Genomic DNA, 22,622 nt, shown 5'->3' on the forward strand with positions numbered 1-22,622 from the left:
TAACGTACAGATACCTCGCTCGCGCTATAAATGACATCTCTTTAATGAACTTTCCAGGCTCCCTTTCGCAGTTCGCCCATCTCATATATCTTCAACCTCTTCTCTCAGTTTCCCCCTGGTCGTCTTGTTCCAGAAGTCAGTTTCAAAAACCGGTCGTTTCAATCTTTCTTTTTCAGCTTCCGGCCATCCCGCCGTTTAGCTCCCCGTCGTTTGGGATTGCAAAGGTAGGAATCTTTTTGGCTTCGTCAAGAACTTTTTTTTCTTTTTTTTGTTGCCCTGTTACCGGATAAACAACCAAAAATCAAATCAAGCCACACTCAACCATCACCCCTCCAGCCTTTCATTCAAACCCCTTCCTTCCGAAGCGGAGTGCAAAAGTAGAAATCTTTTTTACTCCTGCAAAACAACAGGCAAACATTTCTGACAACACGAACATAAACCCGCTGATAAACAAGGAGAAAAAATTGAAAATCTGGATGCCGCAAAAGTGAAAACAACAACTGACCCCGCAGCTAAAAGGATAAGATAAGCCAATGTACCCTATCATTACTCTTTGCGTATGGTATAAATAGCGGATGAATTCAGGATTAAACTATCGTTAGCATATGATTGCAATATCCTTGAACTATGGTTGGACTATCTCAGCGATAGTTCAAGGATAGTCCAACCATAGTACAACGATAGTCCAACGATAGTCCAACCCGGAATTAATACTGAAGTCACCCACGACTCATCTGCAATTGATATTAGACAATATCGGGGTATTGCCGGGTCATTTCCACAACGGAAAACTCAGTGAAACCTGCAACAGTTGTAAAAACGTAAGAATAATATCCAGAGAATGGAAAGGTCAGTATTGTCCGGTAGACAACAGCACCAAAGTACAAGCCCTTACAGCCTCAATGCCACTCTCCCTTACCAGTGATTCCAGTTCTGAATTCTCAGTACCCGGATTAAATACTACCCTTTTGGGTTTGGTTTTCAGGATATACTCATAATAATCCTTTTGTACCTGAGGGCCTATATATAAAGTAATGGTATCGATATCTTCATGAATTCTGGCCGGAGGCTCAATCTCGACACCTGCGACGGCACCCTTCTTAATCCCTACGTTCACGATATCATGCCCCTTGGACGTCAGCATTTGCGCGGCCAGGTAGGCATACCGGTCAGCATTGGGTGTTGCACCTATAATCAAAGTCTTCTTATTCATATCGCTCAGGCCAGCCTATCTGCAGCCCCTCATCATCAAAACAACAAAAAATGCGGAAGGGTTTAAAAAACCTTTCCGTCAAACTATCCTTCCGGCTTAAAAGCATCGTTTTACCGCGTCGGCACAATTGATACCATCAATGGCAGCAGAAACGATACCACCTGCATATCCCGCGCCTTCCGCACACGGAAAAAGTCCCTTCAGAAAAGGGTGTTGCAAAGTCTCCTTATCCCTCGGAATACGTACCGGAGAAGATGTCCTGCTTTCCACCCCCACCAGAACTGCCTCATTCGTATAATAACCCTTCATTTTTCTTCCAAACAGCGGGAGCGCCTGTTGTAAAGATGAGGTAACGAAATCCGGCAATATTTCTGCAAGCATAGCGCTCTTTGTTCCGGGCAGATAGGAATTTCCGGGTAAATCTGAAGAAAGACGGCCCTCGACAAAATCGATCATTCTCTGCGCAGGCGCAACCAGTTTGCCTCCACCGGCCGCAAATGCCGCCTTTTCAATTTCTGCCTGAAAACGCAGCATTTTCATCGGATCATCCCCGCTCACATCATCCAGCCCGATCTGTACAACTGTACCCGAATTGGCGTAAGGGTTATTCCGCTTTGAAGGCGACCAGCCATTGACCACGACTTCTTCCTCAGCGGTTGCACATGGGGCAATGATCCCGCCCGGACACATACAGAATGAAAAAACGCCTCTGCCTCCAACCTGCTGTACCAGACTATAATAAGCAGGGGGCAGGTATTCACTTCTAACCTCACAGTGGTATTGCACTGCATCAATGACTTTCTGCGGATGTTCAATTCTAACACCCAGCGCAAAGGGCTTGGGTTCAATCAGGATACCCTTCCGGTGGAGCAGCTCATAGATATCACGCGCAGAATGGCCCGTGGCCAGTACTACAGCATCTGCAGCCAATTGTGTTCCTGTACGGCCCGGATCTCCCTCAATATTGACGACTACGCCCTCGATTTTCCCCGATCCGGTCAGGAGATCAGCTAATTTATGCCCAAACCTGATCTCACCGCCCGCGTTCAGTATTGTTTCCCTGATGCCGGTAATGATACCCGGGAGCTTATTGGTACCGATATGGGGCCTGGCATCTACCAGGATATCTGCCGGTGCACCATGCTGTACGAAAACCTCAAGCACCTTATTCACATCTCCACGTTTATTGGACCGGGTATATAATTTTCCGTCAGAATAAGTTCCTGCTCCGCCCTCGCCAAAACAATAGTTGGATTCTGGATTCACGATACCGGACTTATTGATGGCGGCAAGGTCCCGCCGGCGCTGCTTGACATCCTTCCCCCGTTCGATCACAATGGGTTTCAATCCCTGTTCAATACACCTCAGCGCAGCAAACAATCCTGCCGGACCCGCCCCTACTATGATGACCGGCCGTGCCTGGGCCACATTCGGATAATGATTTGTAAAAGTTTCAGGAACAGGTGCTTCGTCTATAAAGGCCCTTACCTGCATCCGGTAAACTACGCGCCTCGAACGGGCGTCGACCGAACGCTTCAGGACTTTAAATCCCTTTAGCGAAGTTTTACCGATACGCAGTTCCTTAAGCAAAGCGGCTTTGACCGCCTCGTCCGCACCCGCCTGTTCCGGCAGCAGCGTGATCTCAATATCTCTTTGCATAATTCTGTCAGGTTTTTATCCCGAACTGTAACAAAGGTACGAAAGTTGATTCCTAATGTGTAAATTACCAAAGCAAATTAAAATCGATAAACATGAAAAAAGCACTATTGGCCATTGCGGCAGTTTTAGTCCTTATGGTAGCGGTAAGTGGTTGCGGCTACAACAACCTTGTAAAGCTGGATGAAGACGTAAAAACCAAATGGGCGCAAGTAGAAACACAATACCAACGCCGCTCCGATCTGATCCCGAACCTGGTCAGCACGGTAAAGGGAGCTGCAAAATTTGAGCAGAGCACCCTTACATCCGTCATAGAAGCCAGGTCAAAAGCCAGCCAGATCACCATTGATCCGGACAAGCTGACAGAAGAGAACATGCAAAAATATCAGGCTGCCCAGGGACAACTCAGCCAGGCACTGGGAAGATTAATGGTCCTGACCGAAAACTACCCGCAATTGAAGGCTACCCAACAGTTCAGCGAACTTTCTGCCCAGCTTGAAGGCACTGAAAACAGGATTACTGTAGCCAGAAAAGACTTCAATGAAGCCGTACAGGCTTATAATGTCAAAGTCCGGAGCTTTCCCAATAACCTCACCGCCGGAATATTCGGTTTTAGCCAGAAGGCAGCCTTCAAAGCCGAGGCAGGAGCTCAGAATGCACCTAAGGTAGAATTCTAAACAGATTATGGGGTTATTTACCGAAAATGAGCAGGAACTCATTTCGAAAGCCATTTCCGATGCGGAGAAGGCTACTTCGGGAGAGATCAGAATCGCGCTTGAAAAACATTGCAGCGGCGATGCGCTTGAAAAAGCGGCTTCCATGTTTATTAAACTGGGCATGGACAAGACAACCCGCCACAATGGCGTTCTGATCTATATTGCCGTTGAGGACCATAAATTCGCAATTATCGGAGACAAAGGCATTGATAAGGTTGTCCCTGCGGATTTCTGGGAAATGACCAAATCTGCAATGAGATCATGTTTTATCAAGGGAGATCTGATCGGGGGCATCCTCACCGGTATCTCTCTTGCCGGGGAACAGCTTTCGGCTTACTTTCCATCGGAAAAAGACGACGTCAACGAGCTTTCCAACGATATCATCTTTATGGACAAACCTAAAGACAGCGGGGCATGAGAAAAATACTGGTTATCTTATTTTTTTCATGCCTTAACCTGTTCAGCTTACAGGCGCAGGACTTTCCGGCAAAACCGGATAAGTTGGTCAATGACTATACCGGAACTTTAAATTCCGATCAGCTGAGCAGCCTGGAACGTAAACTGGTTGCTTTCGACGACTCTACTTCGATACAGATTGCCATCGCTGTGGTAAAATCGGTAGGCGATTATGACATCAACGAATATGCGCTTGAGCTCGGCCGGAAATGGGGCGTCGGATCGGCAAAGAAAAACACCGGCATCATGATCGTAGTGGCACTGGCCGACAGGAAGCTGTCCATCCAGACCGGCTATGGAATGGAAGGCGTTTTGCCCGATATCTACGCCAAACGCATTATTGAAAATGAGATCAAGCCTCATTTTAAAACATCTGATTACTACGGTGGTCTTGATGCCGGTACGGATGCAATCATCAAGTACACCAAGGGTGAGTATAAAAACGACAAACCCAAAAAGAAAAACAGTACGGGACCTTCTGCATTCATCGTTCTGGTCATTATCATCATCGTAGTCATACTTTTGAGACGTGGCGGAGGCGGTGGTGGAAGCCAGGTCATCGGAAGCCGCGGCGTGGCAGACGCCCTGTTCTGGAGCATGCTCCTGGGCGGTGGCCGCAGCGGAGGCGGAGGCAGTGGCTGGGGTGGCGGAAGTTCAGGCGGTGGAGGATTCGGCGGGTTCGGCGGCGGGAGCTTTGGCGGTGGCGGCAGCAGCGGCAGCTGGTAGAAAAACAATATCAATTTCGAATGGAAATCTTAAAGTGGAAGACACTTTCTTCCAAATACCTGGTCAAAGAAAAATGGGCCACGCTTAGGGTAGATACCTGCGACCTGCTGAATGGTCAGGTCAAAGACGATTATTATGTGCTCGAATATCCCAACTGGGTCAACGCAGTTGCACTTACAGCCGAAAATAAGATGATCCTGGTCCGGCAGTACAGGCACGGCGCAGACATCATTTCACTGGAGATACCCGGAGGGGTTATAGATGGGGATGAAACGCCTGAGATGGCCATAAAGCGGGAGCTACTGGAAGAGACCGGGTATTCCTTTTCAGGCGCAGAACTGATCAGTACAGCATACCCCAATCCGGCGACGGCTACCAATGTTACCTACACCTACCTGCTCACGGGGGGAATAAAAATACAAGACCAGGCGCTTGATGAACATGAAATACTCGAAGTAGAAGAATATTCGGTTGAAGAGGTTAAACAGCTGCTACTGGAAAACAAGATAGCTCAGGCGCTGCATTCCACAGCCCTTTTCTATGGACTAATAAAAATAGGGGCACTGAAATAGTGCCCCTATTGTAAAATTCCTTCTTTCGGTTCAGCTGATCCGCTTAGCTCATTTTCAGCTTCTTCTGGATATCATGAACATATCCCTTAAATTTCTTATCCGTATCGATCAGGTCCTCAACTGTCTGGCAAGCATAGATCACCGTTGAATGGTCCCTGCCGCCAAAGAAGGCACCGATAGTCTTGAGGGAAGATTTAGTATGGCTCTTTGAAAGATACATCGATATCTGACGGGCCTGAACAATTTCACGTTTCCGCGTCTGCGATTTCACCATATCTACAGGTACTTCGAAATACTCGCAGACCAGCTTCTGGATATACTCCATAGAAATCTCTTTGGAGGTATTCTTAATGAAGTTCTTCAGCATCTGCTTGGCCAGTCCAAGATCGATATCTTTCTTGTTTAGTGTAGACTGGGCCAGCAGGGACACCATTGCTCCTTCCAGCTCCCTGACATTATTATCAATATTATGGGCTACATATTCAATAACCTCAGCAGGCAGTTCAATTCCGTCCGCATACATTTTCTTCTTCAAGATGGCAATCCTGGTCTCCAGGTCCGGAACCTGCAGGTCTGCGGAAAGCCCCCATTTGAAACGGCTCAGCAAACGTTCTTCAAGCCCTGCCAGGTCCTTGGGTGCCTTGTCAGAAGTCAGGATCACCTGCTTACCTGACTGGTGCAGATGGTTGAAGATATGAAAGAAGATATCCTGTGTCTTTTCCTTTCCGGCAAAATTGTGGACATCGTCCATGATGATCACATCCATTGCCTGGTAGAAATTGACAAAGTCATTAATGGTATTGTTCTTTAACGAGTCTACAAACTGCTGGCAGAATTTCTCACAGGAAACATAGATCACAAGTTTATCAGGCATATTCCGCTTGATCTCATTGCCTATCGCCTGAGCCAGGTGGGTTTTTCCTAAACCTACACCGCCATAGACCATCAGGGGATTAAATGAAGTACCTCCGGGTTTGGCAGCCACGGCATACCCCGCCGAACGGGCAAGCCTGTTACAGTCACCTTCTATATAATTGTCAAAAGTATAGTTGGGATTCAGCTGGGGGTCGACATTCAGTTTCTTAAGCCCGGGGATAATGAAAGGATTTTTGATATCCTTATTGATCGATACGGGAATCGGCATTGACTGCGACTTGGCCTCGGCGCCGTTTCCGTTACTTGGCATATTGGTCGTATAAGGCGACCCCGAGTTGGAAGATTTATCAACGACAATATTGTATTCCAGCCTTCCCTCTTCTCCCAGTTGCTTTTTTACGGTCTTTCTCAGGAGCCCTACATAGTGCTCCTCAAGCCATTCATAGAAGAATAAACTTGGCACCTGTATGGTCAGAACCTTGCCTTCCAGTTTTAATGCGGATATCGGTTCGAACCAGGTCTTGAAACTCTGGCCCGGAATGTTATCCTTTATGATTTGGAGACAGTTCTTCCATACTTCTGTACAAGTTTTTTCCATAGGGTAATCTATAATTTGTTGGTTTTCAGTGACGATACCAGCACGAAAAAATTGCGGTTTCGAGAGATCGAATATTCAAAAAATTATCAACAAAAAAAACTTAATTTTTATTTATTCGGTAAGTCCCTAAACAGCAATACCATACCCCAATTAACCTCAATTTTTTATGTTGATAACTATTTCTTAACGTATTTTTTAACATCATCCGAGCCAGGTGATATCAGCGCTTTTTTGCCGGAAGCAGCCCCTGCTTAATTAGCTTTAAGGCCAGTTCATAGGGGTTGTGGTCCAGTACGGACAGGCGCAGGAGAACACCGCGTCCGAGTTCCAGCCCCTCGGCTTCTTCATCAAGCTCAGCAGATACGTTTTTGATCAGGGTCAGCGTATCTCCCTTTAAACCTGCCACAGTGTCCCACACCCCCTGGTCTACGTAAAGCTGCTGCGCAATGTTATGTTGAAATTCAGATCTTATCTCCTGAAGTGCCAGCGCACGCAATTCCGCGAGGGTGATTCCGGGACGATGCAGCCTGATGAACAGGTTTTCCGGATTAATACGGTCGACAAAAACCATCAGGCGTTCATGAGCCAGCAAACGAAGATTCATCCAATGCACCTCACTACCCTTACTGCGTTGCTCCTGTAAGCTCAGGTACTTTTTCAGGTCATTTCTGATCAGGGCATATCCCGCGAGTAAGATCAGGACACCCGGAACCGCTAATTTCAAAACGGATTCTGCAAAACTGTATAAATTCATCTATTGTTTATATATGGTAATAATTATACCGTCAGGTCAGCAAAAATGTGTATTTTATTTATCTTTACACGTTAATAAATCCCAAAGTTGATATCCTAATTAAATACACAGGAATATGAGTACAGCTATTGACACAGCGTTTGCACCGGTTACCTTTACAGAAGGAGCGGTAAAGGAAATCTTCAAACTTAAGGACCAGCAGGAAATTTCAGAGGAGTTTGGTTTACGCGTAGGCGTAGAAGGCGGCGGTTGCGCAGGCATGAATTATGTACTTGGCTTTGATCAGAAAAAAGACGGTGACCAGGAATTTATCATAGATGGCATTAAAGTGTTCATGCATAAAGCCCACCAGATGTACCTGCTCGGCATGCAGGTAGACTGGCAGGATGGCCTGAATGCGAGAGGCTTTACCTTCAGTAATCCCAATGCGGCCAGCACCTGTGGATGCGGCACCAGTTTTTCAGTTTAAGCCCGAAGAATGTAACATTATAGGTAGTCCCGTTGTCTTAACAGCGGGACTTTTTATTTTTATACCCTATAAATACCTTATACCAGACCGATCAATGACCTACGCCGAAAATGTAAGACTTGCCATACAGTCTATAAAGAGCAACCGCCTGCGCACCCTGCTCACCGCATTGATCATTGCCATAGGTCTGTCTGCCCTGGTCGGTATCCTTACGACCCTGGATGCGGTTAAAAAAAGTATGACAGATGCCTTTTCAAGTATGGGCGCCAATTCATTTACCATCCGGAACCGTGGTATGGGTATCCGGATCGGCGGCGGCGGTAAACGGCCCAAACCCTTTCGCTCCATCCGGTATGAAGATGCAGTAACCTTTAAAGAACGGCTAAATGCCCCTGCAAAAGTAGCGATCAGTGTCTTCACCAGCGGAGGAGCCACAGCGAAATACGGGACCGAAAAGACCAACCCCAACATTAACATCCAGGGTATAGACGAAAACGGGCTTGGCGCCCAGGGGCTCGACCTGATGCTGGGAAGAAATTTCACTTCAGCAGAAGCCCTTTCCGGAAATAATCTGTGTATTATCGGCAGCGAGATCAAGGATAAACTGTTCAAAAACCAAGACCCGATAGACAAGGTGATCAATATAGGTAACAGCAGGCTGAAGGTAATTGGCGTACTGGCATCTAAAGGTCAGAGCATGGGCTTCAGTGGGGACAGGTCGGTATATATTCCCCTGCTCAAGGCCAAACTCATCAATTCAAATTCCAATCCTTCCTACACCATTACCGTCGCTGTCCCCAATAATGAGCAAATGGACATCGTGATCGGTGAAGCAACGGCTGAATTCAGGAAAATAAGAAAGGTAAAGATCACAGAGCCCAATAACTTCGAGATCACAAAAAGCGATGCCATGGCTCAGTCACTTTTCGAAAACCTGGCCTTTGTAGTCATAGGCGGTGTAGCCATTGGCGTCATCACGCTCATCGGGGCTTCTATAGGGCTCATGAATATTATGCTGGTATCTGTAACCGAAAGAACCCGGGAAATAGGTGTCCGGAAGGCCATCGGGGCAAACCCTGCAGTCATACGTAAACAGTTTCTTATTGAAGCCGTGATGATCTGTCTCCTCGGCGGGGTGTTTGGAATTTTATTGGGCATCGGCATCGGCAACCTGGTATCCTTCTCTATGGGTGGCTCATTTCTTATCCCCTGGGGCTGGATGATGTTAGGGTTTGGCATATGCGTCATTGTAGGGATCGGGTCCGGATACTATCCTGCAAAAAAGGCATCCAAACTCGATCCCGTGGAAGCGCTCAGGTACGAATAGCGCTGGTTTTGATTTTTACCTGCCGTGATACTGCGTTTCGTAATAAGCCTGGTAGCTTCCTGAAGTCACGTCATTAAGCCATTTTTCATTCTCCAGGTACCAGTCTACAGTCTTTTCCAGGCCTTCTTCAAATTGCAGGCTTGGCACCCATCCAAGTTCCCGCTGAAGCTTCGTCGAGTCAATGGCATAACGCAGGTCATGTCCCGCGCGGTCGGTTACAAAAGTGATCAGTCCGGCAGATGCTCCTTCCTCACGTCCCAGCTTTTTGTCCATAATACTGCAAAGCAACCTGATCAGGTCAATATTCTTCCACTCATTATGGCCGCCGATATTGTAAGTCTCACCGCTTGCGGCCTTGTGAAAGATCACGTCAATTGCCCGGGCATGGTCTTCTACCCAAAGCCAGTCACGCACATTTTCTCCCTTGCCATACACCGGCACCGGAAGCTCGTTTTTGATGTTATTGATCGCCAGCGGAATCAGCTTTTCTGGAAAATGATGCGATCCGTAATTATTGGAACAGTTGGAGATCACGGTATCCAGCCCGTAAGTATCATGATAAGCCCTTACAAAATGGTCCGAAGAGGCCTTCGATGCAGAATAAGGGCTATGCGGATCATATGCCGTCTCTTCAGTGAACATTCCTGTTTCCCCAAGTGCGCCATATACCTCATCCGTAGATACATGATAAAAGCGCTTGCGCTCATAATCTCCCTTCCAGGAATCCTTTGCCGCGTTCAGCAGGTTTACGGTACCGATCACGTTGGTCATCACAAAAGCAGTCGGGTCCGAGATCGAACGGTCTACATGTGATTCTGCTGCCAGATGGATCACCGCGTCAAAGTTTTCCCTTTTAAAGAGCTGGCTCATCTCAGCGGCATCTACAATATCGGCTTTGATAAACCTGTAATTGTCATATGCCTCAATATCCCTGAGATTTGCCAGGTTTCCTGCATAAGTAAGCTTATCCAGGTTCACAATCTCATAGTCCGGATAATTTTTTACGAAACGCCTTACGACATGCGAACCGATAAAACCGGCACCGCCGGTAATCAATATCTTTTTCATCTGCTTATTAAAAAGGGTTATCACGAAGGTATTTTTCCCAGTTCCAGGCGGAAGACATCATCTCTTCGAGGCCAAGCTCAGCCTTCCAGCCCAGTATTTGTGTGGATTTAGTCACATCTCCCCATACTTTCTCTACATCTCCACTTCTTCTCGGGCCTATGATATAATCCAGTTTCTCTCCGGTTGATTGCTCAAAGGCATGGATCACCTCCAAAACGGTAGATCCTTTTCCCGTACCCAGGTTGAACACTTCATAATTTTGCGCGGCATCACCATTTTCTAACCTGCGGACCGCGGCCACATGCGCCTTAGCCAAATCCACAACATGAATGTAATCTCTTACCGCGCTTCCGTCAGGGGTATTATAATCATTTCCGAATACGGTGATCGCGCCGCGTTTGCCGATGGCAGACTGCGTAATGAATGGCACCAGGTTCTGAGGCACGCCAATAGGAAGTTCCCCGATCAGTGCAGAAGCGTGTGCACCCACTGGGTTAAAATACCGGAGCGAGATCACCTTCAGGTCCGGAACGACAGCACAGGTCTCCTGCAGGATTTCTTCGGCGATCTGTTTGGTATTTCCATATGGAGATTCTGCCTTCTTTGTCGGAGCCTCTTCGGTAACCGGCAAAACATCCGGCTGTCCATATACGGTACAGGAGGAAGAAAACACCAGGTTCAGCTTGCTGCCAAAAGCGTTGATCAGGTTGATCAGTGAATAAAAGTTGTTTCTGTAATATTTCAGTGGTTGTTGGACAGACTCACCCACTGCCTTGTAGGCAGCAAAATGGATCACTCCCGAAATATCCTGATGCGACTCTGCAAATGCATTTACCTTCGCTTCATCACAAAGGTCAAGCTCAGCAAATTCTGGCTTCAGGCCGATGATCGACTCGATCTGGTCCAGTATCCTTGGATTGGAATTGGACAGGTTATCGATGATCACTACCTCATATCCTGCATTATGCAATTCTACCACGGTATGGGAACCAATAAAGCCGGTTCCTCCTGTAACTAATATTTTCGACATTTATTCTCTGTTAACGGTTATATGTTGTAAAATCCTTATGCTCTCTGTTGAACAAAGCCTCCTTAGGCAATGATTTAAAGTATTCATAAGTAATCTTAAGCCCTTCGGCACGGCTCACCTTGGGTTCCCAGCCAAGTATCTCCCTGGCCTTGGTAATATCAGGCCGGCGCTGTTTCGGATCGTCTACGGGCAGTTCCTTGGTGACCAGCTTCTGAGTGGTTCCTGTCAGTTTAATGATCTCCTCGCCAAACTGCCTGATGGTAATCTCATCGGGATTACCAATATTCACCGGCTGTGCATAGTCGCTGAGCAGCAACCTGTAAATTCCCTCGATCAGGTCATCTACATAACAGAAGGACCTGGTCTGTGAACCGTCACCAAATACGGTAAGGTCTTCTCCCCGCAGCGCCTGACCAATAAACGCCGGTAACACACGGCCATCGTTAAGCCGCATCCTGGGCCCATAAGTATTAAATATCCTGACGATCCGGGTCTCCAGCCCATGGAAAGTATGGTAGGCCATCGTCATTGCTTCCTGGAAGCGTTTGGCTTCATCATAGACTCCCCTCGGGCCCACAGGGTTTACATTTCCCCAGTATTCCTCCGGTTGCGGGTTCACGCTCGGGTCGCCGTAAATCTCCGAGGTCGAGGCGATCAGCATGCGCGCGCCCTTGGCCTTCGAGAGTCCCAGCAGGTTATGGGTACCCAGGGACCCCACTTTCAGGGTCTGTATTGGTATTTTCAAATAATCTATCGGACTTGCGGGCGAGGCAAAATGCAGCACATAATCCAGTTTACCCGGTACATGCACATAATTCGAAACATCATGATGGTAGAACTCAAAGTTCTCCAGCCTGAACAAATGCTCAATGTTTTGCAGATCGCCGGTGATCAGATTGTCCATCCCGATCACATAGTAGCCTTCATTAATGAACCTGTCGCACAGGTGAGATCCTAAGAAACCTGCAGCACCGGTGATCAATACCCGCTTTTTTTCCATAAGTATATTCGTTTTGATTTGACTTTATTCAAGTATCTTCGGCAAAGATAACGAGCGAATATAATAAATAAACAGAAGAATGCTTTGGATATATAATATCGCCATACAGCTCTATAATCTTGCCGTTCACCTATATGCACCCTTCAATAAAAAGGCAGCCCTGTTTGTTCAGGGAAGGAAGGGGATTTTCAAGCGGCTCGAAATTCTTGCGGATTCTGAAAAACGACACATATGGTTCCATTTCGCATCACTCGGAGAGTTCGAACAGGGCCGTCCCGTGCTGGAGGCATTAAAGTCGCAATACCCTGAGAAGCCTGTGATCATTACCTTTTTTTCACCTTCAGGTTACGAGATCAGAAAGAACTATCCGCTTGCCGAAGCGGTATGCTATCTTCCTTTAGATACGGCATCAAATGCCCACCGGTTCGTAAAGGCGATCCATCCCGAAATCGCCATTTTTACCAAGTACGAATACTGGTATCATTACTTCGATACCTTACACAGGAAGGAAATCCCTATATTCATCATCTCCGGCATATTTCGTCCAAACCAGGTTTATTTCAAATGGTACGGAGGTTTCAACCGCAGTATCCTCCGGCGCGTTCAGCATTTCTTTCTGCAAAATGAAGAAAGCAAACAACTGCTTTCCGGTTTAGGCCTGCACAATACCAGCATCAGCGGCGATACACGGTTTGACCGCGTAGCGGGCAGCTTGGCAAACCCGGGGTCATTCGAAAACATCAGGCGCTTCTGCAAAGACGCCCCCGTACTTGTTGCCGGCAGCACCTGGCCTGCCGATGAAGAACTGCTCGTAACGCTTGCTCAGAGACACCCTGACTGGAAATTCATCATTGCGCCGCACGAGACAGATATCTCCCGTGTCAAAGCACTAAGAAGGCAGTTTCCAGACAGCACCTGTTATACGGAAATGAAGGACAAAGTACCTGCAACACAAACGCTCATTATTGATACCATAGGCATATTGTCCTCTGTATACCAATACGGTAAGATCGCCTATATCGGCGGAGGCTTTGGCGCGGGCATACACAATACACTGGAAGCCGCAGCCTTTGGATTACCGGTCCTGTTCGGGCCCAGGTATGAAAAATTCCAGGAAGCAAAAGACCTCATCGCAGCAGGTGCCGCCCTGAGTATAAAAAACGCAGAAGAACTTGAGGCTGCATTCAGCAAATTACAATCAAACGAAAGCCCGGGAAAAAACGCAGCACGCTATGTCGCCTCGCATACCGGTGCAACGGCGCATATCCTTAGCTATCTTTCAAAAAAAATCAGCCATTAACCGCCATATCAACCAGGGCATCGATAAATTTCGGATGATCGTTCAGGCTTTCTACCAGTTGCACATGCTCTCCGCCAAGCCCTTTGAACTCTTCATGATATTCTACCGTAATCTCATATAGTGTTTCCAGGCAATCTGCCACAAAAGCAGGGCTAAAAACCAGTAACCGCTTCTTGCCTTCCGCAGCCAGTCTTTTCAGTACATCTGTAGTATAGGGCTGTACCCAGGGTTCTTTTCCCAGTCTCGACTGGAAACAAACTGTATAATCCGTTCTCGCAATACCCAGTTTCGCAGCGATCAGTTTAGCCGTCTCATGGCCCTGTGCAGAATAGCAAAACTTGTTCACATCCGAGATCTCCTCACAACAATCCGAAGATTTCAGACAATGATGCCCGGTATGGTCGCATTTCAGTAATTGCCGTTCTGGCAAGCCGTGGAAACTGAACAACACATGATCATAAGTTGCCGGATCATATTTCCTTGCATTCTCCGCAAAAGTTTCAATCACCAGATCATGGTCATGAAAAGAGTTCACAAAAGACACCGGAGGAATTGTCGGCCATTTTGATACGATCTCCATTACCAATTGTATCACCGAACCTGTACTGGCCGATGCATACTGGGGAAATAACGGGATCACCCGGATGTTTTCCACCAGGCCGGCCTTCATCTTCTCCAGCGCGGACAAAATGGAAGGATTCTGATAGCGCATCGCCAGTTCTACATGGTAATCCGCTCCCAGCTTCTCCTGCACCATCGCAGCCTGCACCTTGCTGTAATATAACAATGGCGATCCTTTTTCATCCCAGATCTCCCGGTACAGTTTAGCAGTTTTGGGGCTGCGGAAAGGCACGATAATGCCCTTCACCAGTAAGGCCCGGTTGAGCGCCGGCACATCTATGACCCGTTCATCCATCAGAAACTGGTCCAGGTACTTTCGTACATCAGGCACGGCAGGACTGTCCGGAGTCCCAAGATTCACTAACAATACACCTTTTTTTCCCATGATTGCGCGAAAATAATGGATTATCTCGTTTAATTGCCCAGCGAAAAACTAATTTACTTTATAATGATTGATTCAATGGTCCAATAAAAAGGCCTTTACTTCCTCCATCAGCCACATTGGCGTCGAAGTCGCTCCGCAAATGCCTACCCTGTCGTTCGGACTGAACCAGTTAAGGTCAATTTCATCCAGTTGCGATACAAACCAGGAACTCGGATTATACTTTTTACAGACATCGTACAGCACCTTACCGTTAGAGGACTTTTTACCGGAAACGAATATGATCTTGTCAAAGTTCTTCACAAATTTCTCCAGATCCGTATACCTGTTAGAAACCTGCCGGCAAATGGTATCATTCGCCTTCACGTCATATCCCCTGCCAATCAATTCATCCTTAATCTGATAGAATTTATCCGTACTCTTCGTCGTCTGACTGTACAGGGTAAACTTTGCGGGCAGTTCGACATGGTCCAGTTCTGCGATGTCCTGGAACACCAGCGCCTTACCATCTGTCTGTCCCTGCAAACCGATCACTTCTGCATGGCCATGCTTCCCAAAGATCAATATCCGCTCATCCTCATCATGTGCGTTCTTAATCCGGTTCTGAAGCTTCAGTACGACCGGACAGGATGCATCGATCAGTGTAAGTTCATTTTCCAGGGCCAGCTGATAGGTAGCCGGGGCCTCGCCATGAGCACGGATCAGTACCTTCTCCTGATGCAGATCTTTGAGCTGGTCATGATCAATGATCCTCAATCCCTTATCCCTCAACCGCCTTACTTCCTCATCGTTATGCACGATGTCTCCCAGACAATACAGATAGCCTTCCCTATCCAGAATATCCTCGGCCATATCAATCGCATAAACCACTCCGAAACAAAAACCGGAACCCTTGTCTATTGTTACCGTTAAATCTAATTTCTGCATCTCCACAATTGGATTGTTCCAACAAATTTACACAATTTTAAGCAATCCTCTTGCCGAATATCAGCCGGCGGAAAACCAGCAGTACCATCGCCCCCAGTTGCAGGGGGTGCAGCAACAAATTAATCACGGGATGCTGACGGAACATCAGGGAGACCATGATCCTGGCCATAAATATCAGTCCAAAGGGCAACACCAGAAATTCCGGGCCGAAATTCAGCATCATGACCAAAGGCGCGGCCACAGTCATCAGCAAATAGACGAGAGCAATCAGTGCGTTACCCCCAAACACACTGAAGATTACCCGTTCAGAAGTGATGTCAGGCCTCGCGGTCTCTGCACGGACAAAGCCATTGGCCAGCAACACTTCTACCCCCAGACCCATTTGCTTGATTTGCCGCACAGCGTCCTGGCTGGCGGGCATACCCCCCGATAATGATTCCAGGCAGGCCAGGTAAGTTTCTGCGTCATAAAACATACATCCTCTGACCGGCAAAGAAAGCGCGGGCTGCGCAGTGAGCGAAACCAGCTTCAGCGGGAAGAGATTGATCAGGGCAAAATCCGCCATGGGCAGAAAAAGATAATGGCTGAACGTCTGCAGCAGGTTATCAGGTAACACCGCTACCATCCCCAGGTTGAAAGTCTTTATACGGAAAATCAGGCTGTTTACTAAACCCTTTCCTAAAACCATACCGGGTTCCAATACCAGCACATAGTCTCCATCAATACATGCCGACAGCGCCGTCTTTCCCTGGTCCCGGCCTGGCAGTACCACTTGAAGGTTGTCATAAGCCAGTTGCCTGCTCAGCTCAGCCTGTGTCATCCCGGTACCATCCGGGTGTCCTTCATATCCGCAAAAAACCACAGAAACCCTGTCCTTATAATGCTTACCGTAATAACCCAGTTTAGGATTGGACAGAAAATTAAAGAGTGTAACCGAGAACCTCAGCACCAGGAACAACAGGGACGCATAAACCAGGACAAACATTACCTCAGCTCAGGTAAACCCTGTCCTCCTCGCCCTCCACATCCATGATCACATCCACATGTTCTTTCAGTACAGTCGCCAGCTCCAGTCCGACAAAGTCCGTGGCAATCGGGAAGATCTTGTGGCTCCTGTCCACCAGCACCACCGTCCTGATTTTCTTATGGGGCGTATTCAGGAATACGCCCAGTCCGTAAGCCAGTGTCTTGCCACTGTTCAGCACATCATCCACCAGTATGATCACCTTGCTCCTCCATTCTGATTCATCGAGGTCCGTATCTGCAACCAATCTGCTGTTGTCCCTTTCCAGATCAATCCTCAGTAACGTTACTTTCAGGTCGGAAATCTCGCCAAGTACTTTTTGCAGCCTGAGTGCCAGTTTATAGCCACGGTCCCATATACCAGCCAGTACAATTTCTGTCTCATCCAGGTTGTCTTCCAGTATCTGGTAAGCAATCCTGTTGATCTTCTGCTGCATCTGCACTTTATCCAGAATAAGTATTTGAGATTCTGCCATTACGGTATTTCTTAATTGTGCATTACAAAAGAACGATTTTACGCTAAATGATCAAACTATTTCTCCCGTTTCTTATAGGGATAAAATACAAAGTTGGCTCCTTCTGGCACGATCACAAACACACACATATACTCTTCAGGCTTCTTATAATTTTTCAGAAAAACCTCCTTTTTCTCCGGCTGTATAATACCTTTCTCCACAAACTCTTCAAAAGTAGATGCCTGGATTGTCCATTCCGTATTCAGTTCTTTCCGGTCCAGGATGACCTCACCGATACTGACCGAATGCTGATGCGCAATAAAGATCGGTGCAGCCGAAATCCCTTCAACCAAGATTTCCAAAGCCACCTCCCGTATAGAAGATGCGTAAAAATCAAGATCCTTCTCCAGGCTCACCAGCGGACTTTGCCGCTTTGCCTCAGGCTGACCTTCCCCGGTTCTTCCCGGCATTAATTCTTCCATGTCCATTATTGATTCTCCTGTTTTTTTAGCCTGAGCAACACCACATTCTCCACATGCTGTGTATGCGGGAACATATCTACCGGCCTGATCCGTGCCACACCGTATTTCTCTTTCAGCAAAGCCAGGTCCCGTGCCTGTGTCGACGCATTACAGCTCACGTACACGATCTTTTCTGCCTCCATTTCCAGCAAGCGCGCCACGACATCCGGGTGCATCCCGGCCCGGGGCGGATCCGTGATCACTACGTCCGGCCTGCCATGAGCCGTTACGAAGGCACCCGTCAGAATATCCTTCATGTCCCCGGCATAAAATACCGTATTGCCGATACCGTTCATTGCAGAATTGAACTTAGCATCTTCTATAGCCGAGGGGACGTATTCGACCCCTACTACCTGCTTTACACTACGGGCCACAAAATTAGCGATGGTACCAGCCCCCGTGTACAGGTCATACACCAGTTCTCCGCCTTCAAAGCCGGCAAACTCCTTCGTGATCTTATAGAGTTCAAAAGCCTGCTCCGAATTGGTCTGATAGAAAGATTTGGGACCGATCTTGAATTTCAGGCCGTCCATCTCCTCAAAAATATGGTCGCGCCCGGCATAAGTAATCACTTCCTGATCGAATATCGTGTCATTCTTTTTCTGGTTCACAATATACAGCAGCGAAGTAATTTCCGGAAAAGCAGCTTTCAGATCACCCATGACCCCATCAATCTCCTGCTGTCCAGCATATGCAAAGACCACTACAACCATCAGCTCACCAGTAGAGGAAGTCCTGATAATGAGGTTACGCAGGTTACCCTCATGGTTACGCAGGTCATAAAAGCTCAATCCCTTATCCAGTGCATAAGCTCTGACCCTGTTCCTGATCGCATTCGAAGGATCGGCCTGCAACCAGCAATGATCAATATCCAGTATTTTATCAAAACGCAGCGGCACATGAAAGCCAAGCGCGTTCATTTGGAGATCAGGGTCAGGCCCTGCTTGCTCACCCGTTGCAATATCCGACTTGTCCAGCCACCGCTTATTCGAAAAGGTAAATTCCAGCTTATTTCTGTAGTAAGTGTTTTTCGCCGACCCAAGTATCGGCTCCATACCCGAAGTATCGATCTTAGCCAGGCGCTGCAATGCAGCGTCGACACTTTTCTGTTTAAAATGCAGCTGCGCATCATATCCCATATGCTGCCATTTACATCCGCCGCAAGTGCCAAAGTGTGTACAAAAAGGAGAAGTCCTCAGATCAGAGGCCTTAGTCAGTTGTTCAATCACCGCTTCTGCGAAATTCTTCTTCTTCCTTACCACTTTCGCATCCACTACATCTCCGGGAACAGCCTTGTCTACAAATACCACCAGCTCACCCGCCCGGCCCAGGCCTTTACCTTCCTCAGCAATATCAGTGATCAATAGGTCCGGGATCGCCATCGGCGCACCGGAATTTCGTTTTCTACTCATTCTCCGGCAAAATTAGCTAATTTTCCAGACATAAAGGCCTGGCACGCGCAATGGCATGATCAGTAACGCCAGGCAGTCACTTCAGCTCCGGAACAAATCAAGGATAAATCCCAGGACTCCCTCCGAAATGTTAAAGCTCATGTCAAACCTTTCGTCGACACCAACAGAAATTTCCAATGTCTCGTTACTCATAGCAACAACGATATACATCGAATATAACCATTTTTGAACCAAAAGCAAAATTGGTACAGAAGAAACCGGTCTATAGTGCTGCCTTAACAAGGAAAGGCAGAAGCTCTTTTTGAAAGCTTACGAAGTTCTTGCGCACATCCGAATCACTTACCGAAGTGAACGCAAAGGAGAATACAATACTTTTACTTGCTTTTAACAGGAACGCCAGCCCCTCCTTACGCGACGGATTGTTCTTAAAATTATCGAGCTGAGAATAGGCAGACAACAATAACGACTCCAGCTGGTCGGACAAATGCTTCAGAAACTCCTGTGAGTTGGTGTTCTCCCGGACAAAGTCCCAGCCGATAAATTCATTGCAGACGGTATAGGTCAAACGGCAGGTTTTCATCACCAAAGCCTTCAAATGCTCCTGTTCATCCGAAAACTGTGCCTTATTGTTGAGGATTTCCTTTAGGTTCAGGTCCAGATAGTCCATAAGTATCGCATCCAATACCTGCTCCTTGCTGTCAAAATACTTATAGATGGTGGCTTTTGCGATACGTGCCTTCTTAGCGATCTCATTGACACTGGTCTTATGATATCCGTATTTCCTGAAAAGCTCCTTCGCAGCCCTTATGATACTCTCTTTAATTTTTTCCGGTTCCATCAATTCGTCACGTGTATATTATTACCGGCAACAAACGCATTGTACCGCTTAAGGGATATCTTGGCGGGAGCCTTCGCCGGGCTGCCGTCTTCAAGAAGGAACTTAGCACCTGTACACTTATCCGTTGCCGTGAAGCTGGGGTCATCCAGCACCAGCGCACACTTACGCTCCGGATCCACTGTACTGCAGCGGTCATAAGCCGTATAGCTACCATCACTTTTACGGTAAATGATCAGTCCGGCCACACCGTAGCCATTTACCAGTACCGCACCACCGGGACTGCTCAGTTTGATCAGTCTCGGATCCGTAAGCGGGGCCGTATAGTTCACTGCCACATTCGGTATTGCCTGGTCCCCTTTACCACAGGCAAAGAGCAGCAGCACCAATCCAAATCCGGCAAGTTTCCTTATCATATCAGTGCAGATTTATACTGTTTCAAAAAACGTACGTCATTCTCTGAGAACAACCTAAGGTCCCTGATCTCGAACTTCAGGTTGGCGATACGCTCAATCCCCATTCCGAAAGCAAAACCACTATATCTCTTACTGTCAATACCACAGTTCTCCAGCACGTTGGGATCCACCATTCCACAACCCAATATCTCTACCCAGCCACTATGCTTACACATCTGGCAACCATCGCCCTTACAGATGGTACAGGAAATGTCCATCTCCGCAGAAGGCTCTGTAAATGGAAAATAAGACGGACGGAACCTTACCTTAGTACCTTCACCATATAGCTCCTGTACAAAATAAAACAGGGTCTGTTTCAGGTCGGCAAAGGAAACGTTCTCGTCCACATACAAACCTTCCACCTGGTGAAAAAAGCAATGCGCCCTTGCGGAGATCGCCTCGTTGCGGTACACCCTTCCCGGCATGATCGCCCTGAATGGCGGTTTACCGGCCTCCATCATCCTTACCTGTACTGAAGAAGTATGTGTCCGAAGTGCGATATCACCCTTTTCTCCACCTTTCTTAATGAAAAAAGTATCCTGCATATCCCTTGCCGGATGTTCCTCAGGGAAGTTCAATGCTGAAAAGTTATGCCAGTCATCTTCAATTTCCGGCCCTTCGGCCACCACAAAACCTAACCGCTCAAAAATGCCGATGATCTCCTTCCTTACCAGCGCCAGCGGATGACGTGTCCCCACATCAAAACCCTCACCGGGTAAGGTCAGGTCCAGACCACTGTCTGCAGCAACCTCAGTTCCGTCGGAATGCTCCTTTAGTGACTGATATTTAGCTTCTGCAAGCTGCTTAAATTCATTAAGCACCTTACCCAAGCTCCGTTTTTCCTCAGGAGACACCGCCTTAAACTCTTCAAAGATATCCTTAATGATCCCCTTGGTGCCCAGGAACCTGATCCTGAACTGTTCCAGCTCATCGGCCTTATCCGTCGAAAACGCGTTTATCTCTGCAGTATACTGAGTGATCTTATCCTGTAACATGGGTTCAAATATACAGCTATTTATACAATTTATATCACCCCAAGCTCCTTGCCCACCTTCGTAAATGCGGCGATCGCCTTGTCCAGATGGTGCTGCTCATGTGCTGCAGAAAGTTGCACCCTGATCCTCGCTTTACCCTGCCCGACTACGGGATAGTAAAATCCGATTACATAAATACCTTCTTCCAGCATCCTGGTCGCGAACTCCTGCGCCAGCTTTGCCTCATAAAGCATTACCGGCACGATCGGGTGTACCCCTTCCTTAATATCAAAGCCGGCCTCCGTCATCTTCCTGCGGAAATAGGCCGCATTTTGCTCCAGTTTATCCCTAAGATCAGTTGTCTCACTCAGTAAATCCAGTACCGCTACTGATGCACCGGCAATCGCGGGCGCAAGCGTATTTGAGAATAAATAAGGCCTTGAACGCTGGCGCAACATATCGATGATCTCCTTCCTGCCCGAGGTAAAGCCACCGGACGCACCACCCAGCGCCTTACCCAGCGTACCGGTGATGATATCTACCCTGTCCATTACCCCAAAATGCTCATGCGTTCCCCGGCCAGTCTTACCGATGAAGCCTGTACAATGTGATTCATCGATCATGACCAGCGCCTCATATTTATCCGCCAGGTCACATATCTTATCCAGCGGGGCGATCACCCCGTCCATAGAAAATGCACCGTCAGTTACAATGATCCGGTGACGTGCATCCTTTGCGGCGATGAGCTGCTGTTCCAGGTCTGCCATATCCGCATTTTTATACCTGAACCGCTTTGCCTTGCACAGGCGCACGCCATCAATGATCGAAGCATGGTTCAGCTCATCAGAGATGATTGCATCCTGGTCATTCAGCAGAGGTTCAAACACCCCGCCATTTGCATCAAAAGCCGCCGCATACAAAATGGTGTCCTCCGTCCCCAGAAACTCAGAAATCTTCTTTTCCAGTTCTTTATGTACGTCCTGCGTACCGCAGATAAAACGCACCGAAGACATGCCATAGCCATATTTGTCAATTGCTGCCTTAGCTGCTGCGATTACAGCCGGGTGGGAAGAAAGTCCAAGATAGTTGTTCGCACAAAAGTTAACGACCTCCTGGCCCGTATTGATCTTAATGTCCGCGCCTTGCGGGCTTACAATGATCCTTTCCCGCTTATACAATCCATCCTGTTCTATCTGTGCCAGCTCCTGCTGCAGCACCGGCTGTAGTGTTTTATACATAAATAAATTCGATTAGTT

The 22,622-nt window shown here is 47.6% G+C and carries 25 protein-coding genes; 7 read left to right on the forward strand and 18 right to left on the reverse strand.

Translation table 11 applies throughout. The features are described 5' to 3' along the window. Positions 1-850: 850 nt before the first annotated feature. Entirely contained in the window at positions 851-1,213 is a 363-nt protein-coding gene (locus P2W84_RS13630) for a CoA-binding protein (protein ID WP_276090700.1), read from the reverse strand. Positions 1,214-1,309: 96 nt separating this feature from the next. Then, a complete protein-coding gene (locus P2W84_RS13635; protein ID WP_276090701.1) occupies positions 1,310-2,872 on the reverse strand; it encodes an FAD-dependent protein in 1,563 nt (520 codons plus the stop codon). A gap of 92 nt (positions 2,873-2,964) precedes the next feature. Here P2W84_RS13635 and P2W84_RS13640 point away from each other — a divergent pair, with 92 nt between their 5' ends. Genes P2W84_RS13640 through P2W84_RS13655 form a run of 4 tightly spaced genes read left to right on the forward strand, consistent with a single transcriptional unit; the run spans position 2,965 to position 5,339 of the window. Then, a complete protein-coding gene (locus P2W84_RS13640) occupies positions 2,965-3,546 on the forward strand; it encodes a LemA family protein (RefSeq protein ID WP_276090702.1) in 582 nt (193 codons plus the stop codon). A 7-nt stretch (positions 3,547-3,553) separates the two neighbouring features. After that, positions 3,554-4,003: a TPM domain-containing protein gene (locus tag P2W84_RS13645; protein WP_276090703.1), complete on the forward strand. Its 450-nt coding sequence runs from the start codon at positions 3,554-3,556 to the stop codon at positions 4,001-4,003. After that, a complete protein-coding gene (locus P2W84_RS13650) occupies positions 4,000-4,767 on the forward strand; it encodes a TPM domain-containing protein (protein WP_276090704.1) in 768 nt (255 codons plus the stop codon). The genes P2W84_RS13645 and P2W84_RS13650 overlap by 4 nt, the downstream gene beginning before the upstream one ends. Positions 4,768-4,787: 20 nt before the next feature. Further along, positions 4,788-5,339 carry an NUDIX hydrolase gene (locus tag P2W84_RS13655; protein ID WP_276090705.1) on the forward strand — a complete coding sequence of 184 codons (552 nt, stop codon included), beginning with the start codon at positions 4,788-4,790 and terminating at the stop codon, positions 5,337-5,339. Positions 5,340-5,382: 43 nt separating this feature from the next. Here the strand turns inward: P2W84_RS13655 and dnaA are convergent, their stop codons facing one another. Continuing rightward, positions 5,383-6,813 (reverse strand): chromosomal replication initiator protein DnaA, encoded by a 1,431-nt coding sequence (gene dnaA / locus P2W84_RS13660; RefSeq protein WP_276090706.1) that lies wholly within the window; start codon positions 6,811-6,813, stop codon positions 5,383-5,385. A gap of 220 nt (positions 6,814-7,033) precedes the next feature. Further along, positions 7,034-7,567, reverse strand: coding sequence for a hypothetical protein (locus tag P2W84_RS13665; RefSeq protein ID WP_276090707.1), 534 nt, complete (start codon positions 7,565-7,567; stop codon positions 7,034-7,036). A gap of 115 nt (positions 7,568-7,682) precedes the next feature. Here P2W84_RS13665 and P2W84_RS13670 point away from each other — a divergent pair, with 115 nt between their 5' ends. Next, positions 7,683-8,036, forward strand: a complete 354-nt coding sequence (locus P2W84_RS13670; RefSeq protein WP_276090708.1) for an iron-sulfur cluster assembly accessory protein — start codon at positions 7,683-7,685, stop codon at positions 8,034-8,036. A 94-nt stretch (positions 8,037-8,130) separates the two neighbouring features. Next, entirely contained in the window at positions 8,131-9,363 is a 1,233-nt protein-coding gene (locus tag P2W84_RS13675; RefSeq protein ID WP_276090709.1) for an ABC transporter permease, read from the forward strand. Between the two features lie 15 nt (positions 9,364-9,378). Here the strand turns inward: P2W84_RS13675 and rfbB are convergent, their stop codons facing one another. From rfbB to P2W84_RS13690, 3 genes are read right to left on the reverse strand one after another with little or no spacing between them, the layout of a single operon-like run. Continuing rightward, the gene (gene rfbB, locus P2W84_RS13680; RefSeq protein ID WP_276090710.1) at positions 9,379-10,431 is read right to left on the reverse strand and encodes a dTDP-glucose 4,6-dehydratase; all 1,053 of its coding nucleotides are present in this window, start codon (positions 10,429-10,431) and stop codon (positions 9,379-9,381) included. Positions 10,432-10,438: 7 nt separating this feature from the next. Beyond that, entirely contained in the window at positions 10,439-11,461 is a 1,023-nt protein-coding gene (gene galE, locus P2W84_RS13685; protein WP_276090711.1) for a UDP-glucose 4-epimerase GalE, read from the reverse strand. A gap of 10 nt (positions 11,462-11,471) precedes the next feature. Next, on the reverse strand, positions 11,472-12,461 hold the full coding sequence (locus tag P2W84_RS13690; RefSeq protein WP_276090712.1) for a UDP-glucuronic acid decarboxylase family protein: 990 nt from the start codon (positions 12,459-12,461) through the stop codon (positions 11,472-11,474). Positions 12,462-12,540: 79 nt separating this feature from the next. Here P2W84_RS13690 and P2W84_RS13695 point away from each other — a divergent pair, with 79 nt between their 5' ends. After that, the gene (locus tag P2W84_RS13695; RefSeq protein WP_276090713.1) at positions 12,541-13,761 is read left to right on the forward strand and encodes a glycosyltransferase N-terminal domain-containing protein; all 1,221 of its coding nucleotides are present in this window, start codon (positions 12,541-12,543) and stop codon (positions 13,759-13,761) included. Here P2W84_RS13695 and hemH read toward each other — a convergent pair. The 11 genes from hemH to kbl all read right to left on the reverse strand — a co-directional run bounded on the left by hemH (position 13,751) and on the right by kbl (position 22,604). After that, on the reverse strand, positions 13,751-14,767 hold the full coding sequence (gene hemH / locus P2W84_RS13700; RefSeq protein ID WP_276090714.1) for a ferrochelatase: 1,017 nt from the start codon (positions 14,765-14,767) through the stop codon (positions 13,751-13,753). The two genes, P2W84_RS13695 and hemH, sit on opposite strands and share 11 nt — an antisense overlap. A 72-nt stretch (positions 14,768-14,839) precedes the next feature. Next, positions 14,840-15,691: a 4-hydroxy-3-methylbut-2-enyl diphosphate reductase gene (locus tag P2W84_RS13705; RefSeq protein ID WP_276090715.1), complete on the reverse strand. Its 852-nt coding sequence runs from the start codon at positions 15,689-15,691 to the stop codon at positions 14,840-14,842. A 37-nt stretch (positions 15,692-15,728) separates the two neighbouring features. Beyond that, positions 15,729-16,676: a hypothetical protein gene (locus P2W84_RS13710; RefSeq protein WP_276090716.1), complete on the reverse strand. Its 948-nt coding sequence runs from the start codon at positions 16,674-16,676 to the stop codon at positions 15,729-15,731. A 4-nt stretch (positions 16,677-16,680) separates the two neighbouring features. Further along, positions 16,681-17,190 carry a phosphoribosyltransferase family protein gene (locus P2W84_RS13715; protein WP_276090717.1) on the reverse strand — a complete coding sequence of 170 codons (510 nt, stop codon included), beginning with the start codon at positions 17,188-17,190 and terminating at the stop codon, positions 16,681-16,683. A 56-nt stretch (positions 17,191-17,246) separates the two neighbouring features. Beyond that, a complete protein-coding gene (locus P2W84_RS13720) occupies positions 17,247-17,657 on the reverse strand; it encodes a hypothetical protein (RefSeq protein WP_276090718.1) in 411 nt (136 codons plus the stop codon). Next, the gene (rlmD, locus tag P2W84_RS13725) at positions 17,657-19,102 is read right to left on the reverse strand and encodes a 23S rRNA (uracil(1939)-C(5))-methyltransferase RlmD (RefSeq protein ID WP_276090719.1); all 1,446 of its coding nucleotides are present in this window, start codon (positions 19,100-19,102) and stop codon (positions 17,657-17,659) included. Before rlmD ends, P2W84_RS13720 begins: the two co-directional genes overlap by 1 nt. A gap of 81 nt (positions 19,103-19,183) precedes the next feature. Continuing rightward, positions 19,184-19,294 carry a phenylalanyl-tRNA synthetase subunit alpha gene (locus tag P2W84_RS13730; protein ID WP_276090720.1) on the reverse strand — a complete coding sequence of 37 codons (111 nt, stop codon included), beginning with the start codon at positions 19,292-19,294 and terminating at the stop codon, positions 19,184-19,186. A 70-nt stretch (positions 19,295-19,364) separates the two neighbouring features. Then, on the reverse strand, positions 19,365-19,940 hold the full coding sequence (locus tag P2W84_RS13735; protein ID WP_276090721.1) for a TetR/AcrR family transcriptional regulator: 576 nt from the start codon (positions 19,938-19,940) through the stop codon (positions 19,365-19,367). Beyond that, positions 19,940-20,353, reverse strand: a complete 414-nt coding sequence (locus P2W84_RS13740) for a hypothetical protein (protein WP_276090722.1) — start codon at positions 20,351-20,353, stop codon at positions 19,940-19,942. Before P2W84_RS13740 ends, P2W84_RS13735 begins: the two co-directional genes overlap by 1 nt. After that, complete coding sequence (gene pheS, locus P2W84_RS13745) at positions 20,350-21,387, reverse strand: phenylalanine--tRNA ligase subunit alpha (protein WP_276090723.1); 1,038 nt, start codon at positions 21,385-21,387, stop codon at positions 20,350-20,352. Before pheS ends, P2W84_RS13740 begins: the two co-directional genes overlap by 4 nt. Before the next feature lie 29 nt (positions 21,388-21,416). After that, positions 21,417-22,604 carry a glycine C-acetyltransferase gene (gene kbl, locus P2W84_RS13750; RefSeq protein WP_276090724.1) on the reverse strand — a complete coding sequence of 396 codons (1,188 nt, stop codon included), beginning with the start codon at positions 22,602-22,604 and terminating at the stop codon, positions 21,417-21,419. Positions 22,605-22,622: the final 18 nt, after the last annotated feature.

Source organism: Pedobacter sp. JY14-1, assembly GCF_029269825.1.
Classification (GTDB): Bacteria; Bacteroidota; Bacteroidia; order Sphingobacteriales; family Sphingobacteriaceae; genus Pedobacter.

Coding starts and splice junctions, on each gene's coding strand:
- P2W84_RS13670 (WP_276090708.1), top strand. CDS start 7,683: ATGAGTACAGCTATTGACACAGCGTTTGCACCGGTTACCTTTACAGAA.
- P2W84_RS13695 (WP_276090713.1), top strand. CDS start 12,541: ATGCTTTGGATATATAATATCGCCATACAGCTCTATAATCTTGCCGTT.
- P2W84_RS13635 (WP_276090701.1), bottom strand. CDS start 2,872: ATGCAAAGAGATATTGAGATCACGCTGCTGCCGGAACAGGCGGGTGCG.
- P2W84_RS13650 (WP_276090704.1), top strand. CDS start 4,000: ATGAGAAAAATACTGGTTATCTTATTTTTTTCATGCCTTAACCTGTTC.
- galE (WP_276090711.1), bottom strand. CDS start 11,461: ATGTCGAAAATATTAGTTACAGGAGGAACCGGCTTTATTGGTTCCCAT.
- P2W84_RS13740 (WP_276090722.1), bottom strand. CDS start 20,353: ATGATAAGGAAACTTGCCGGATTTGGATTGGTGCTGCTGCTCTTTGCC.
- dnaA (WP_276090706.1), bottom strand. CDS start 6,813: ATGGAAAAAACTTGTACAGAAGTATGGAAGAACTGTCTCCAAATCATA.
- rfbB (WP_276090710.1), bottom strand. CDS start 10,431: ATGAAAAAGATATTGATTACCGGCGGTGCCGGTTTTATCGGTTCGCAT.
- P2W84_RS13720 (WP_276090718.1), bottom strand. CDS start 17,657: ATGGACATGGAAGAATTAATGCCGGGAAGAACCGGGGAAGGTCAGCCT.
- P2W84_RS13730 (WP_276090720.1), bottom strand. CDS start 19,294: ATGAGTAACGAGACATTGGAAATTTCTGTTGGTGTCGACGAAAGGTTT.
- P2W84_RS13645 (WP_276090703.1), top strand. CDS start 3,554: ATGGGGTTATTTACCGAAAATGAGCAGGAACTCATTTCGAAAGCCATT.
- P2W84_RS13690 (WP_276090712.1), bottom strand. CDS start 12,461: ATGGAAAAAAAGCGGGTATTGATCACCGGTGCTGCAGGTTTCTTAGGA.
- P2W84_RS13705 (WP_276090715.1), bottom strand. CDS start 15,691: ATGCAGAAATTAGATTTAACGGTAACAATAGACAAGGGTTCCGGTTTT.
- P2W84_RS13710 (WP_276090716.1), bottom strand. CDS start 16,676: ATGTTTGTCCTGGTTTATGCGTCCCTGTTGTTCCTGGTGCTGAGGTTC.
- P2W84_RS13640 (WP_276090702.1), top strand. CDS start 2,965: ATGAAAAAAGCACTATTGGCCATTGCGGCAGTTTTAGTCCTTATGGTA.
- P2W84_RS13665 (WP_276090707.1), bottom strand. CDS start 7,567: ATGAATTTATACAGTTTTGCAGAATCCGTTTTGAAATTAGCGGTTCCG.
- P2W84_RS13655 (WP_276090705.1), top strand. CDS start 4,788: ATGGAAATCTTAAAGTGGAAGACACTTTCTTCCAAATACCTGGTCAAA.
- pheS (WP_276090723.1), bottom strand. CDS start 21,387: ATGTTACAGGATAAGATCACTCAGTATACTGCAGAGATAAACGCGTTT.
- hemH (WP_276090714.1), bottom strand. CDS start 14,767: ATGGGAAAAAAAGGTGTATTGTTAGTGAATCTTGGGACTCCGGACAGT.
- P2W84_RS13675 (WP_276090709.1), top strand. CDS start 8,131: ATGACCTACGCCGAAAATGTAAGACTTGCCATACAGTCTATAAAGAGC.
- P2W84_RS13715 (WP_276090717.1), bottom strand. CDS start 17,190: ATGGCAGAATCTCAAATACTTATTCTGGATAAAGTGCAGATGCAGCAG.
- rlmD (WP_276090719.1), bottom strand. CDS start 19,102: ATGAGTAGAAAACGAAATTCCGGTGCGCCGATGGCGATCCCGGACCTA.
- P2W84_RS13630 (WP_276090700.1), bottom strand. CDS start 1,213: ATGAATAAGAAGACTTTGATTATAGGTGCAACACCCAATGCTGACCGG.
- kbl (WP_276090724.1), bottom strand. CDS start 22,604: ATGTATAAAACACTACAGCCGGTGCTGCAGCAGGAGCTGGCACAGATA.
- P2W84_RS13735 (WP_276090721.1), bottom strand. CDS start 19,940: ATGGAACCGGAAAAAATTAAAGAGAGTATCATAAGGGCTGCGAAGGAG.